Here is a 14,158-nt window from a genome sequence, read left to right as displayed (position 1 = left end):
GCTTCGAGTGTTTTTGGGGGGGAGCATTCTCCGACGAGTTCCCCGGGATCAATGCCCACGGCAACGATTCCGGCGGCCGTCAGTGGTTCGTCCGTGGGCTGGCGAAACTATCCCTTCCCGTACTATCAGACGATCGGCCCGAACGGGCTTCCGATGACGATTTTGCCGCCGATGCCTCCGCTCATCATGCCGGCGGTTCTCGTCCCCATCTCGGTTCAAAACGCCCCCGCCCCCAATGGCGGCAATTTTGGACTCGCGGGTCCGCTCCCTCGCGGTGGGTTCCCAGCGATCCATCCCCAAGCCGGGGGCGTCAAGAAAAAGGTCGACCCTGCCCGGGTGAGCCAGCTTGTCACTTTTGGTGACCGCCTGTTCCGAGGCGGCAATACGCGGAAGGCGGAAGAACGCTACGAACAGGCCGTCCGAGCCAACCCAAACTCGGCTGCACCCCGCGTTCGCCTCGCTCAACTCGCCTTGGTCCGTGGCCAATACAGCCTGGCCGCCGACCACCTGCGGACGGCTCAAGCTGCCGAGCCGGGCTGGATCACCAATGGGGACGACATCCAATCGATCTACAGCGAGCCCGCCGATTTTGCCAAGCAGATTGCACGCCTCGAGTCGCACCTTCAGGCGAAACCAGGCGACCGTGACGCTTGGCTCGTGCTCGGAGCGCAGTGGTACCTGTCGGGCCGAACGCAGAAGGCGGCCGACATCTTTCTGCGGTTGTCCGACCGCCAACCCGATTCGACCCTGGAGGCATTCCTTGAAGCCTCTCGTTCGGTGGAGCCGGCGCTGGTACGATGACCGCCAGATCAACACCGATGGGATTCTCTTGAGGACGCTGCGCTGAGCGAGCCCTGCCGATACTACGCGGCGTCATGCCAAACGGACCTCCCGTGTCCGCGGGACCGAAGCGAACTGCCGGGTCGGGTCGACGCGCTCCTCGCGATGGTGGATCGCGCGGTCGTCGCCTACCGGCCGGTCTTCGACGTGAAGCTGCTCGTTTTCCCCGAGTTCGCCCACGCGGCTCCGATCTACGAGACGGTCGAGGAACTGGCCGACCGCCTGGCCGTCGAGATTCCCAACGAGCAGACCGACCGGTACGTCGCCAAGGCCCGACAGCGGGGGGTCTGGATCCAAACCGGGACGTTCCTCGAGATCGATCGTCGCTGGCCAGGGCAGGTCTTCAACACCACCTGCCTGATCGGTCCTGACGGCATCCTCAGCCGTTATCGGAAAGTCAACCCGTGGATTCCTTGGGAGTTACACGCGAGCCCACTCGATCTTCCTGGGTACGACGAACCTCTCTTTCCCGTCGTCGAAACCGAGATCGGTCGCCTGGGAGCGGCGATTTGCTACGACTGGCTGTTTCCGGAAGCGATCCGTGCACTCGCTCACGGGGGCGCTGAGGTTTTGATTCGCGTCTCAGCCTACATGGATCCGTGGGGGGCCACTCCGCCCATGGACTGGTGGACGCTCTTCAATCGGGCGCGTGCTGTCGAGAATTTCGCTTACGTGGTTGCGTCGAACCAGGGGGCGAGCTCCGCGAACTATCCACCGTTCTCGTGGCCTGGCGGTAGCATGGTCGTCGACTTCGATGGCCGGATCCTCGCTCAGGCCGACCCTGGCCCTGGTGAAAAAATCGTGGTCGCCCCCATCGACCTGGGTGCCCTTCGCGCCGAGCGACGTCGACGCGAGGGACATCAGATGCTCAATCACCTCAGAAGCGGACTTCGCTTCTCCCCTATCTCGCCCCTGCCCAATCCGAACTTACGCTCCAGCCATTGAGGCAACCGGGGCTCGCGTCGCGTATCATCGTCGCGTCGGTTTCCATGGTCCGCGCGCGGCCCACAGCCACCTTCTTTCTCTGAGCTTGAACCAGGTGCCAAAACTTCGGGGTCGGTCGTGGCGGCCGAATCCCAAAATGCGTGTTTGATTCCGGGACGCTCACAGGAAGCGGTGGGAAATAAGGGCGGCGCACTGGCTACGGATGTGACCTGCTGATCTCGAAAGTCGTGTTCTGGTTTGGCGAATCGAGGGTCATCAATGCGTCCGTTCCATCCCGGCTGGAGGTTGATCCTTTCGGTCTCTGCCTTGTCGATGGCGTTGGCCTGTTCTTCGGAATCGAACGATGCCACACCGACAAAGCACACGACCGGTCGCTCGAACGACCCGATCCCGGGCTCGCAATCGGCAGTCGTGCCGTCCCAAGACGTGATCCCCACGGCGCACTTCGAGGCGGTGGTCCGGGAGCACCTGAAGGGGCTTGGAGCGATGGAGCGTTATGAATACGACGCCGCCGTCGCGGCGTTCCGTGAGGTCCATCGCCTCGCTCCGGGATGGATCGCCGGCTCAGTCAACCTGGCGATCGCGTTGCTGAACCAGACCGGGAACGTAGTTCAGGGAGATCAATCGACGCCGGAACGAGATCATTATCAGGAGGCGCTGGACCTCCTCGACGGAGTGCTCAAGATCGCACCTGCGAATCGACACGCCCGATACTGCCGGGGCATCATCCTGGAACACCTGGGCCGACTTGGCGAAGCGCACCAAGAATTCTTGTTCGTGGCGGAGCATGACCCGCTCGATGCACACACCTGGTACAAGGTCGGGAGCACGATGACCGACCCGGGTGATCCCGATCGGCCGGCAGGCCCCGAGCAGGCGAAGGCTCTCATCCCCCTCTATCGCAAGGCGCTCGAACTCAACCCTTACCTCGTGAGTGCGCTCTACAAGCTGCAGACGGCTTACTCCTGGGCCGGTGAATCGGCGCAGCAGAAAGAAGTGCTCGACCTCTGGAAACGTCTCAATCCCCGCAATAACGTCGCAGGGCCTGGTGAAACCTCCGACACCTATTACGGCGAGATGGGCCGATACGCGTGCATCATCAACCCGACAGAAACGCCGCGTATGGCCTCAGCGCCTGGGACTCCGCCACGGTTCGAGCCGCCACAACCGATTGACGTGATCCTGCCACCCGGGGATCGATGGGTGCGGAGTGCTGACTTTCAGGGACCCATGGCGCTCGTCGGGCGGGTACGCGACCGCTTCGGTGCGGCCATCGCAAGTTTCGACGCCAATGGTGACGGCCGATCTGACCTCTTCCTGACGGCATCCATCCTCGGGCCGAAGGGGATTCGGGATGCCCTCCTCCTCAATCGGGGGGAAGGAAAGTTCGAGGATGCAACCGCGGCGTTTGGCCTTCCGATCGATCGTGCGAGTCTCGGTGCGGCCGCAGGCGACTTCGACGCCGATCGCAAGATCGACCTCGTTCTGACCGGGGCTGGCGAAAACCGACTCTATCGCAATCAGGGCCATCGTTTCGAGGACGTCAGTACAGCCGCCGGGTTGAACGGCTCGGACGCCCTCAGTCTGTCCGCCCGCTGGATCGATCTCGATCAGGACGGAGACCTTGATCTGTACGTGATCAATTATTCGAGCGTCGACGACGCTGACTCCGCGTTCACAGGGCAGAGTCCTGCCGGAGCACCCAACCTCGTGCTTCGCAATGACGGCAAGGCCGCGCCCGTACTTGGCCGACCCCAAGACAACTGGGCCCCCTTGGCGCTAGCCACCGATGACCTTCCCGCGACCGCCGGGCTGTCCGTTGCGTTCTCGAGCTGGCCTGACTCCGAAAAACTTTCCGGCGGTCGTGGCCGGCATACTGCCGTCGCCGCGCTCGACCTTGATGATGATCGTGACATCGATCTCGTGCTTGCCGCGGATGGAGCGAAGCCGGTCGCACTTCTGAATGATCGACTCGGCCGGTTCCACGAGACCGAACTCCAGGGCTCCGCTTACCCTGGCGCCATCAACGGGCTGCTTGTGATCGACCTCGACAAGGACGGTCGCGCTGACCTCGCGGTGATGGACGCGACAGCCACGCTCCAGCTCTGGAGGAACACGACCGTTCGGACAGGGGCAGGAAGTAGGATCACCTGGGAACGCTGGCCGACTGACGCGAGCGGCTGGAGATCGACCACGACCGCCGACCTCGATCTCGACACCTGGCCTGACCTGATCGGGCTTCCCGCGGCGAGCGAACGGGGCGGTCCTGCATGGGCTCGCAACGACGGTCATCGGCTCTCAACGAGACCGTTGGCGCTCGGCCCGGGAACGCACCCTGCGATGAGTTTGCTCGGCCTGGCGCTCAGCGACCTGATTGGCGATCCACTGCCCGACCTGTTTCTGTGCTCAGACGGCGAGCCTCCTCGCTTGGCGCGGAATCTGGGGAACGGCCAGCATTGGCTGGCGCTGGATCTTGCAGGCCGGTGGAAGGTCCAACCGGCTCCGATGCGTTCGAATCCGCATGGTCTGGGCACGCGAGTCGCGTTGGAAGGACAAGGTCTGAGCGTGTCGTTTGACCACACCACGCGCGAGGCCGGCCTCGCTCAGTCGGTGGGCCCGGTGGTGCTCGGGCTTGGGCCGGTCCCAACGACCGCCTTACTCCGGCTCCGCTGGCCCGACGGCACCATGCAGTGTGAGTTGAACGTGACGGCCGACAAGCCGCTCAAGGTCGTTGAGCACAACCGAAAGACAGGAAGTTGCCCGGTACTTTTCACGTGGAACAATGAAAAATTCGTCTGCCTGGGCGACTTCCTCGGTGGGGGGGGACTCGGTTATCTCGTCGCGCCCGGGATCACCAGTGCTCCTGATCGCGACGAGTCCGTCGCGATCAGCTCCGAACAACTCCGGCCCGAGAACGGCGTCTATCGGCTCGTCGTGACCGAGCCGATGGATGAGTGTTCGTATCTCGACAAAATCACCCTCTCGGTTGTCGATCGACCGTCCGAGGTGAGCGTCGCCCCCGATGAGCGGTTTGCTCCTGAGGGGCCTCGCCCGACGGGTGAAGTGCTCGCTTGGAGAACGACGATCGAGCCGGTCCGGGCCACCGACCTCAAGGGGCGAGACGTGACGGATCGACTCCGTTTCTGGGATCGGCGGACTGTCGATGAATTCGCGAATCTGAATGGCTGGATCGGATACACCGAGACACACGGGATCGTCCTCGATTTCGGCGACCGGCTTCGCCGTTTCGGGAAGGCCGACCCACTCGTCCTTTGTCTGGCGGGCTGGGTGGAATACCCTTACTCGCAGACGAACTATGCGGCGGCCACGGCCGCGGTTCCGTTGCAACCCCCGTCGGTCGAGCGTCGACGTGAAGATGGGACCTGGGAAGTTGTGGAGTTGAACGCGGGATATCCCGCCGGACTCCCGAGGCTTACCACGCTCGACCTGACGGGAAAGCTGACTGGGCCGTCATGCGTTATCCGGCTCAAGACGAACATGGAGTGTTACTGGGATCAGGCATTCCTTGCCGTAACTGAACGAGACCTACCGGTCCGCATCCAGACGCTCCCGGTCGCCCGGGCTCAGCTCGCTGAACGGGGCTATCTTCGCGAGTACTCGCCGGATGGTCGCCTGCCGCTGCTTTATGATTATGACCATGTCGACCCTGTTCCGCTCGCGCGAATGGAGGGGCAACTCACCCGACTTGGGGACGTCGCGAGTCTGCTCCGCACGGACGACGACCACCTCTGCGTGATCGGACCGGGTGACGAGGTCCGGCTCGAGTTCGATGCGGAGCATGCTCCAAGCTTGCCGGAAGGATGGACGCGAAGCTATGTCTTGAATGCGGTTGGTTACTGCAAGGATGCCGACCCGTTCACCTCATCCGGCGACTTCGTCGGGCCGCTCCCCTGGCGAGGGATGCCCTCGTACCCATTTGGTCCCGAGGGCATGCGCTCCGTTGATCCTGCTTACCGAGCGTATCTTCGGGAGTATCAGACCCGGAGCGCGAGACTGCCGTGACGACCAGGATCAGATCAATAGGTCGATCACGCTGAAGGCGAGGAGCCCCATGCTGATCGCGATATTGACCTGGAAAAAGGCAACGTTGACCCGCGTGAGATCGTCGGGGCGGACGATGGCGTGCTCATAGGCAAGCAGGAGTGTGACCGCTCCGATCCCCACGAAGTAGACTGCTCCGAGTGGATAGGCCCAGCCCAGCGCGATCAAGACGACGATCATCACCGCGTGGCAGGCGGCGGCCATTTTCAAAGCCCGGCGGACTCCGAACCGCGCGGGGATGCTGTGCAGGCCGGCATTGCGATCGAAGTCGGCATCCTGGCAGGCATAGATGATGTCGAAGCCCGATACCCAGAAGAGGACCGCCAGGCCGAGCAAGATCGGGGGCCACGCCAGGTCCCCTCGCAGTGCGATCCAAGCCGCGATCGGCGCCAGCATCAGAGCTACGCCCAGCCAGACATGCGCCAGGCTCGTGAACCGCTTGGCATATGAGTAGCCGAGCAGCCAGAGGAGGACCGGAGCCGAGAGTCGGAGCGGCCACGGATTGGGCAAGAAGAGGCATGTCGACGCCACGAACCCGACAACGCAGGCCAGGGTGAAGAGGGTCACCGAGGCCACGGAGAGTTGTCCACTCGGGAGGTGTCGTGAGGCCGTGCGCGGATTCAATGCGTCGATCCGCCGGTCGGCCAGTCGGTTGAAGGCCATTGCAGCCGAGCGCGCTGTTGCCATGCAGAGCAGGATTCCGAGCCAGTCGCGAGGACGTCCCTGCCAACCTTCCGGAGTGTGGGCGGCAAGCACGGCGCCGAGCAGGGCGAACGGCAAGGCGAAAAGCGTGTGGCTGAACTTGATCATCCCGAGCAAGTCATTCAGTCGGCCGAGCATCACCGGGGCTCCGGGAGGGGGACCGATTGAGATCCCCCTTCTTGTCGAAGTGTTTAGTCATCGTCGTGAGCCCGAGATCGCCCAGCCACGGCCAGATTCGAAACAGGCCTCCGAGCACGCGCCAGGGCCAAACGAACCGGCGCGGGACGGAGAGACGTCGTTGAGGATGTTCAATTAATCGGACGATTCGCCGGGCCACATCGTCGACCTGGGCCGACATCCAGGGGGCCGGAGCGTCCAGCAGTGGATTGTACTCGCCATTCACGGGCGCGAGCTTTTCCAGTGCGCTGAAGAATTCGGTCTTCACCGGCCCCGGCTCGACCAGGCAGACCTTGACGCCCTTGTGGTGGAGCTCGCGTCGCAACGCATCGTTCCAGTACGCGAGACCCGCCTTGGTTGCGCCATACGCTCCAAGCGCCGAGTTGGCCACGCAACTGATCGCCGAGCCGATGTTGATGATGGTTCCTCGCCGTTCGAGCAGGTAGGGGAGGGCCTGCCGGCTGAGCATCAATGGGGCGACGAAGTTGACCTCAAGCTGGCGGCGCACGTCCGTGGGATCGGCGTCGGCGAACAGGGTCGGCAGTCCGAACCCGGCATTATTGATCAAGACGTCGAGCCGACCGAACCGCGCATGGGTCTCGGAGACGAGTCGCTCGGGCGTGGATGGATCTTCAAGTGCTGACGGAATGATGAGTATATCGATCGGACCTCGCCCCGATTCGCCTCGGGAGTTCTGCTCCGAAAGAGCGCGGAGGTCTTGGGCTAGCTGGCTCAGGCGGTCTTCTCGCCTCGCGGTCAACACCAGGTCGAAGCCCTGACGGGCCAGCTCTCGAGCGATGCTCGCACCAATACCGGCCGATGCGCCGGTGAGGAGTACAACCCTTCTCGTCTCTGCGGCCATGAATCAGGAGGCTCCGCGGGTTCCAGTGGCAGGAGAGGGACTTTCCCCCCAGTGTCGGGCCGGCCGATCTACGCCAAGCTGGTCGCAGCTTCGCGCGACCACGAACTTGACCAGGCCGTCAAGCGACTTGGGACGAGGATGCCAGCCGGGCATCGCCGGTAAGACCAGGGCGCCCGCACGCGAGACGCCGGGCATGTTTTCCAGATGAATCTGGCCGAGGGGGGGCTCGCGCGGGACGACAATCAACGTTCGCCGTTCTTTCCGATGAACTTCGGCTGCGCGGGTGATCCGGCTTCTGGTTATCCCGTAGGCAATCGAGGCCAGGGGACGCATTCCACGCGCGATGCCGTCGGAAACGTCTTTGAGGGAATGGTAGACGACCCGTTGCGGTTCGACGTCTCTGGAAACAGAAACGTCAAAGTCTTTTGAGGAAACGTTGATGTTCATCTCTTCGCGTGGCACTTGTGCTCCGCTCTCACCGCTCGTCAGTTGGACGGTGCGCCCGGCCTGGCCGAGCGCGTGCTGGCGAGCCACGCCGTATGGGGAACCGCTGGAGTCGGTCATTACCTGGACAGTACCGGGGAGTGGTGGGGCGAGGGCAGGGGGGATCGCACTCATCCCAGCGACTCTCGGCCTGACTTGGTTCCGACGTAGAGCGTCGCGATGCCGAACGTCAGTGGGTACTGCTTTGTGTTATCCAAGCCTCGAGATGTGAGCAGGTCGAGCATGACCTGGCCATCGGGGAACTGCAAGACGCTCGATGGCAGGTAGTGGTAGGCGTCGTGTTGATTCGGGGCAATCGCCTGGCCGACCTTGGGGAGCACGTGTCGAAAGAAAGCGAGATAGAGGCGGCCGAGCACTGGACCTCTTGGTCGAGAGAATTCCAGGATCGCGATCTTTCCGCCGGGCCGGGCGACCCGGACCATCTCGTCGATCCCGCGCACCGTGTCGCTCACGTTTCTCAGGCCGAACGCGACCGTGACGATCCCGAAAGTGTCGCTCGGCAGAGGAAGGCGCTGGGTGTCTGCCTCGACCAGGACAATGCGGTCGCTCGCTCCTGCCTTCTTGACCTTGCCGTCGCCGAGGCGAAGCATCTCGTGACAGAAGTCGGTGCCGATGACTGGCGAACGTCCCTGACTTGCCCGGTCGTAGGCCAAGGCGAGGTCGGCGGTGCCGGTGCAACAGTCGAGAACCGGGACACCCGGCTCGGGCGGAACCGTCCTCGTGGTGAAGCGGCGCCATAGGCGGTCGACATTCAGGCTCAAGAGGTGGTTGAGCAGGTCGTACTTCCCTGCGATCGAGGTGAACATCGAGCGCACGCGTTGCGACGATTTATCGACGACCTCCGCCTCGTTCTGCCGCGCTGCCGGTTCGGTCTCCGTGGACATTCCCATTCCCTTTTGCGGTTCCCAAAGCGGGTCGATTCGACCTCCTCGCACCTGACCCCTCTGATTGTATCGTCAATAGGGCACGACTCGATATTGCACTTCCTGCCGAAAGCGTCGACTCAGACTACTCTTGGCGATCTTCGGTCGACTTCCTACCCTTTGTCTTGTGAACCCTCCGACACCAAAACGCCGGGAGTTGCCGAATCGATATGGGCTATCGCACCTTGGCCGAATGCGTGGATGACCTGCGGACGCACCGGATGCTGGTCGAGATCGACGAGGAAATCGACCCCTACCTTGAAGCGGCAGCCATTCAGCGCAGGGTCTACGAGGCCCAAGGGCCCGCGCTCCTGTTCCGTCGCGTCAAGGGAAGTCCGTTTGGGATGATCGGCAATCTGTTCGGCACACTCGATCGAACTCGTTTCTTGTTCCGCGACACCCTTGAGGCGGTCCGGCGACTCGTCGAGCTCAAAGTCAATCCCCCCAGTCTGTTCCGGAATCCCTGGCGATACCGGGGTGTGCCGAACACCGCGCTTCATTTACTTCCCAGGCGAGTCGCCCGCGGCCCGATCCTCGGGCAGACGACCACGATCGATCGGCTACCGCAACTCCAGTCCTGGCCCCGGGACGGTGGCGCCTTCATCACCTTGCCGCAAGTCTATTCCGAAGATCCCGATCGGCCCGGACTTTCGAAGTCGAACCTGGGAATGTATCGGGTTCAGCTTTCGGGGAACCAGTACGAGCTGAATCGCGAGATCGGCCTGCACTACCAGATCCATCGCGGGATCGGAGTCCATCACGCCGCGGCGATCCGCCGCGGGGAGCCGCTGCGCGTCAATATCTTCGTCGGGGGGCCTCCCGCCTTGACGGTTGCTGCCGTCATGCCGCTGCCCGAGGGACTCCCGGAATTGAGTTTTGCAGGAGCCCTGGCCGGGCACCGGATCCGGATGGTCTCTCCTTCGGGGCAACTGCCCATGCCCGCCGAGGCCGACTTCGTGATCACCGGCACGATCGACCCCAAGATCAGGAAGCCGGAAGGTCCGTTTGGCGACCACCTTGGTTACTACAGTTTGACGCACGATTTTCCGGTGCTTCGCGTTGAGCAGGTTTATCATCGCCCTGGGGCCTTGTGGCCGTTTACCACGGTCGGTCGCCCCCCCCAGGAAGACACCTCGTTCGGCGCATTGATCCACGACCTGACCGGCCCCCTCGTCCCGACCGTCATCCCTGGAGTCCACGCGGTCCACGCGGTCGATGCGGCCGGCGTCCACCCGCTGCTCCTGGCGATTGCCAGCGAGCGCTATGTTCCTTATGCCGAGGTCCGTCGGCCGCAAGAAATCCTGACCACCGCCAACGCGATCCTTGGCCAAGGACAAATGTCGCTCGCGAAGTATCTCTTGATCGTTGCCCATGAGGACGACCCAGGCCTCGAGATCGACGATGTCCCGCGATTCCTCCGTCACCTGCTCGAGCGGGTGGACTGGGAAAATGACCTCCATTTTCAAACGAGGACGACGATTGACACGCTCGACTACTCGGGCCACGGCTTCAATCAGGGGTCGAAAGTCGTGATCGCCGCCGCTGGGCCGATCCGTCGAGCGCTATCGACCGAGCGTCCGGCGGAGCTACGTCTCCCGGACGGTTTTCATTCGCCCCGGGTTGCATTGCCCGGGATTCTCGTGATTCAAGGGCCACCGTACGAACCGGGGACGGATGGACTTCGACGTCTGACGGAATTCGATGGGTTGAGGGATCGAGTCGACGGGTTCCCTTTGATTGTCGTCGTCGACGATAGTGCGTTTGCCGCGAGGAGTGAGAAGAATTTTCTCTGGGTGACGTTCACCCGCTCGAATCCTGCGTCCGACATCGAAGGCATCGGCGCATCGATCACCCAGAAGCACTGGGGGTGTGCCGGTCCGTTGGTGATCGACGCCCGGATCAAGCCGCACCACGCCCCGCCCCTGATCGATGATCCAGCCATCGAACGCAGGGTCGATGCCCTGGCAGGGCCGGGACGGCCATTGCACGGGATTCTCTAACCCAGGCGTTGCGTGCGACGAAGCGCGGGCGATCCGCCCGCGCTTCCGTCATAGGCTTATGTGTTGACGAGTCGCGATTCGCCACGGACCATCTGCCGGGTCATGGTTGCGAAGTGGGTATGGAGGATGCATTTCCAGGCGAACTGAAAGAGGTAACGCGGCGGGCGACCGGAGAGGAGCATTTTGCGAAGATACTTGGCATAAACAGGGCGGTATGGCTTCGTTCGTGGATCGGTCCAGAGGCGAAAGAGCATACCCAGTGCGCCCAGGATCGTGAGTGTCTGGTTCTTGAGGTAGGCCAGAGGCTTGTGTCGGCGGAGCCAGCGCATCTTGGCGCTCGCCAAGGGGAGCTTCCCCTTGATGAAGAGCTCATCGAACCGCTCGAAGTAGTTTTCCGCGTCGTAGAGCCGATCCATCAGGTCGAGCCAGCCGTCGCGCATCTCCTCGCGGGACATGAGCAGCGGGATCACGTTGGTTGCGATTCTCGGGTCGTCAGCCGCGGCGTTATCGAGTCGGCCCGCGGCCTCGAGGCGGTCGTAAAGCGGGGTCTTGGGGATCGCCGAGAGCATGCCGGCCATGGCGCCGATGACCCGGGCCCGCTGGAGAAACGCGAACTGACGTTCGAAGATCCCCGTATCATCACTGTCGAATCCGACGATCATCCCCGCGTAGACCTCGAGCCCGGCGGCCTGCACCTTGTGGACTCGTTCGATCAGTCCACCGCGGACGTTTTGATATTTCTTGGTTTCGCGGAGCGCCTCTTCATCGGGGCTCTCGACGCCGATGAAGACGGCGACCATTCCGGCTTCCGCCATGAGCTGCATCAGCTCATCGTCCTCAGCGAGGTCGAGCGAGGCTTCGGTGAAGAAGGCGAGCGGGTAGCCGTGCTGCTTCTGCCATTCCACGATCGCGCGGAGGATGACCTTGGCCGCTTTCTTGTTGCCAATGAAGTTGTCATCCACCAGGAAGATGACATGGACGCCGAGCTTGTGCTGGGCATCAATCTCGGCCACGACCAGCTCGGCCGTCTTGATTCTCGGCTTGCGACCGAAGATCACAATGATGTCGCAGAACTCGCACTGGAACGGGCAGCCACGCGAGGTCTGGATGCACCCCATCGCATATTCGCGGAACGGGACCAGGTCATAGCGAGGGAGCGGGACCTTGGTCATGTCGGTTTTTTCCGCCTGCTCGTACCGCGGCTTCCATTCGTTTCGGCTCCAGTCCTCCAGAAAGAGGGGCCAGGTCTCCTCCGCCTCACCGACGAACATGACGTCAACCAGGCCGCGGAACCAGTCTTCAGCCACGGTGATCCAAGGACCGCCGATCACGACGAAGATGTCGCGCGCTTGGAGCTCGAGCAAAATGTCGCGCATCCGGTCGCGCTGAACCGTCATTCCGGTCAGACCGACGATGTCGAAGCCCTCGAGTGCCTCGAAATCGATCTCCTGCACGTTTTCGTCGATAAGGACGACCTCGTGCTCCTCGGGCGTGAGTCCCGCGAGTACGGGGAGGGCCAGGACCGGCATGTTGGCCTTCTTGCCGAGCAAGGGAAGGCCATGATTCAGACCCCAGAACGACGTCGGAAAGCGTGGGTTTATCAGGCAGATGCGTGCCATCGAGCGAGTCTCGGCCACGGGCGACCGTCGGATCCCATGCCGAACCTCGGCGTGGTGACCTAAAGTCCGGAGCAAGCGCGAGGTTAGCAACAGCCAGTCAGAGTCACAAGAGCCTTGGTTCAATTCCCTCAGGGAATCGGGTGCTCATGCCGGCTCCGCAGTTTCGGTTTCACGTCGAGACGGAGCGGGTTTGGCAAAGCTATTATAGTGTGCTGATGATTGAAAATCTAGAAGTCGTCGGCATGGGGCTATTGACCCATATTGCCTATTTTGTTGCGAACAACCAGTGCTATTGGGCGAGTCAACCCTAGTGGGCCACAACCGCGACAATCGGGCGATGCCGTGTCCCCTTAGTCTTAAATTATTCGGGTATACGTAAGTCATTGGGGAGCAATGACAATCTCATCCCGACTTGCCAGCTTAAGAATTCCGGAAGATTGGGGTTCAATCGGAGGCCGATTATTCCGATACTACCGATAATTATGTGGAGACTTTCGGACGGATCCGACGTTTCTTCTGGTGGACGCCGCGCTCATGGATCGAGCCAGGATTGTACGGTTGACGTTCCGACGCTTGATTCTCATCGCAATCGCGTTTCAGGCGGCGACTCCGGATCTCCTCGATTTCTCCTTGCTGACCCAGAAGCTTCCGCCCGGCGCCTTTTTTGAAGCGACGCGGCTGGCACCCCATCGCAACGGACTTTCCGTTCGGGGTGATTTGCTTGAGCCCGAAGTCTTCCCCTTGGAATTGGCGGTTGGTGACGAATTTCCCGAGAACTTCGGCTCGCCGAGTTGGCCGGAATCGGGTCTCAAGCTTGATTCCAATCAGGTCGCTCCCGCTCGTCTGAAACCTGGGGTGAACCTTCCGCCCGCTCTGTTCGCGGTGTGTCGGGCACAGGTTGGGGGGCGGCACGCTCTCGGTTCCGCGAAGTCCGTCGTGCGACCCTGGAGACTCCACCGACTGATCTGTTGAGTTCCGCTCTGGTATTCGCGCACCGTCGCATCCAGAGCGGGTTTCGCTTGCCATCAGTCGACTCGAGGTGACTTGCGCGGCTCGGGTGGCTTCACAATAGGTGACCTCGAGTTCGATCACCGATCGAATATCACTTTGCTGTCGTCCTGATTTACCCGGCTTTTCAAAGCAAATAGTGAGAGCGGACCGCCGCCACCGCGGATTCAACGGCAGCCGCCAGTCCTCCGAGTCGCATTGTGCCGGGAAGCTTACGAGTGACCCCCGGTCATCAACCTTCGGACCTGCCTTGACGCATGCCGGAGGAGGGAATCGACTCGAGACGATCTGGCGAATTCTCGCCTGAGGAATGCGGCGATTCGTCCAGACGACGCCTCCTTTGCACGCGAGCTTCGGCCATACACGTGGTCCTTTTGGTTCTCGCGTGGAGGACCAAGCTGAACGATGACTCGAAATTTGAACACTCGATAAAAAAGAGGCGATGACTATGGTGCCGACTGTCGTTTTGCTTGCCTATTTCGGGCCGGAAACCGTGTTGCCGATGACTTCGGTGAT

General features: G+C 62.1%; 10 protein-coding genes. 5 read left to right on the top strand and 5 right to left on the bottom strand.

The genetic code is table 11. The features are described 5' to 3' along the window. Positions 1-51: 51 nt before the first annotated feature. The 3 genes from V5E97_RS36910 (at position 52) to V5E97_RS36900 (ending at position 5,808) form a co-directional block, all read left to right on the top strand. Entirely contained in the window at positions 52-801 is a 750-nt protein-coding gene (locus tag V5E97_RS36910; protein WP_406696534.1) for a tetratricopeptide repeat protein, read from the top strand. A gap of 42 nt (positions 802-843) precedes the next feature. Next, positions 844-1,785 (top strand): nitrilase-related carbon-nitrogen hydrolase, encoded by a 942-nt coding sequence (locus V5E97_RS36905; protein WP_406701275.1) that lies wholly within the window; start codon positions 844-846, stop codon positions 1,783-1,785. A gap of 258 nt (positions 1,786-2,043) precedes the next feature. After that, a complete protein-coding gene (locus V5E97_RS36900) occupies positions 2,044-5,808 on the top strand; it encodes a CRTAC1 family protein (protein WP_406696533.1) in 3,765 nt (1,254 codons plus the stop codon). 9 nt (positions 5,809-5,817) lie between these two features. Here V5E97_RS36900 and V5E97_RS36895 read toward each other — a convergent pair whose 3' ends face one another. The 4 genes from V5E97_RS36895 to ubiE are packed head-to-tail and all read right to left on the bottom strand — an operon-like array spanning position 5,818 to position 8,976. Continuing rightward, entirely contained in the window at positions 5,818-6,687 is an 870-nt protein-coding gene (locus V5E97_RS36895) for a UbiA-like polyprenyltransferase (protein WP_406696532.1), read from the bottom strand. Next, positions 6,668-7,588, bottom strand: a complete 921-nt coding sequence (locus tag V5E97_RS36890; protein ID WP_406696531.1) for an SDR family NAD(P)-dependent oxidoreductase — start codon at positions 7,586-7,588, stop codon at positions 6,668-6,670. Before V5E97_RS36890 ends, V5E97_RS36895 begins: the two co-directional genes overlap by 20 nt. Before the next feature lie 3 nt (positions 7,589-7,591). Further along, entirely contained in the window at positions 7,592-8,206 is a 615-nt protein-coding gene (locus V5E97_RS36885) for a flavoprotein (RefSeq protein WP_406696530.1), read from the bottom strand. Beyond that, positions 8,203-8,976, bottom strand: a complete 774-nt coding sequence (gene ubiE, locus V5E97_RS36880) for a bifunctional demethylmenaquinone methyltransferase/2-methoxy-6-polyprenyl-1,4-benzoquinol methylase UbiE (protein WP_406696529.1) — start codon at positions 8,974-8,976, stop codon at positions 8,203-8,205. The genes V5E97_RS36885 and ubiE overlap by 4 nt, the downstream gene beginning before the upstream one ends. Before the next feature lie 209 nt (positions 8,977-9,185). Here ubiE and V5E97_RS36875 point away from each other — a divergent pair, with 209 nt between their 5' ends. Next, positions 9,186-11,015 (top strand): UbiD family decarboxylase, encoded by a 1,830-nt coding sequence (locus V5E97_RS36875; protein ID WP_406696528.1) that lies wholly within the window; start codon positions 9,186-9,188, stop codon positions 11,013-11,015. 56 nt (positions 11,016-11,071) lie between these two features. On the opposite strand, the gene V5E97_RS36870 is transcribed toward V5E97_RS36875, so the two are convergent. Next, a complete protein-coding gene (locus V5E97_RS36870; protein WP_406696527.1) occupies positions 11,072-12,634 on the bottom strand; it encodes a B12-binding domain-containing radical SAM protein in 1,563 nt (520 codons plus the stop codon). Positions 12,635-13,192: 558 nt separating this feature from the next. On the opposite strand from V5E97_RS36870, the gene V5E97_RS36865 reads away from it, so the two are divergent. After that, the gene (locus V5E97_RS36865) at positions 13,193-13,606 is read left to right on the top strand and encodes a hypothetical protein (protein ID WP_406696526.1); all 414 of its coding nucleotides are present in this window, start codon (positions 13,193-13,195) and stop codon (positions 13,604-13,606) included. Positions 13,607-14,158 lie beyond the last annotated feature (552 nt).

Source organism: Singulisphaera photorubra (genome assembly GCF_045290345.1).
In the GTDB taxonomy this organism is placed as follows: domain Bacteria; phylum Planctomycetota; class Planctomycetia; order Isosphaerales; family Isosphaeraceae; genus Singulisphaera.
The sequence above is the reverse complement of the archived record's forward strand: the minus strand, read 5'-3'. Positions and strand labels throughout refer to the sequence as shown.

What these genes read in the sequence shown, in the direction of transcription:
- V5E97_RS36910 (WP_406696534.1), top strand. Translation starts at nt 52, where the DNA reads ATGCCCACGGCAACGATTCCGGCGGCCGTCAGTGGTTCGTCCGTGGGC.
- V5E97_RS36900 (WP_406696533.1), top strand. Translation starts at nt 2,044, where the DNA reads ATGCGTCCGTTCCATCCCGGCTGGAGGTTGATCCTTTCGGTCTCTGCC.
- V5E97_RS36895 (WP_406696532.1), bottom strand. Translation starts at nt 6,687, where the DNA reads ATGCTCGGCCGACTGAATGACTTGCTCGGGATGATCAAGTTCAGCCAC.
- V5E97_RS36890 (WP_406696531.1), bottom strand. Translation starts at nt 7,588, where the DNA reads ATGGCCGCAGAGACGAGAAGGGTTGTACTCCTCACCGGCGCATCGGCC.
- V5E97_RS36885 (WP_406696530.1), bottom strand. Translation starts at nt 8,206, where the DNA reads ATGAGTGCGATCCCCCCTGCCCTCGCCCCACCACTCCCCGGTACTGTC.
- ubiE (WP_406696529.1), bottom strand. Translation starts at nt 8,976, where the DNA reads ATGTCCACGGAGACCGAACCGGCAGCGCGGCAGAACGAGGCGGAGGTC.
- V5E97_RS36875 (WP_406696528.1), top strand. Translation starts at nt 9,186, where the DNA reads ATGGGCTATCGCACCTTGGCCGAATGCGTGGATGACCTGCGGACGCAC.
- V5E97_RS36870 (WP_406696527.1), bottom strand. Translation starts at nt 12,634, where the DNA reads ATGGCACGCATCTGCCTGATAAACCCACGCTTTCCGACGTCGTTCTGG.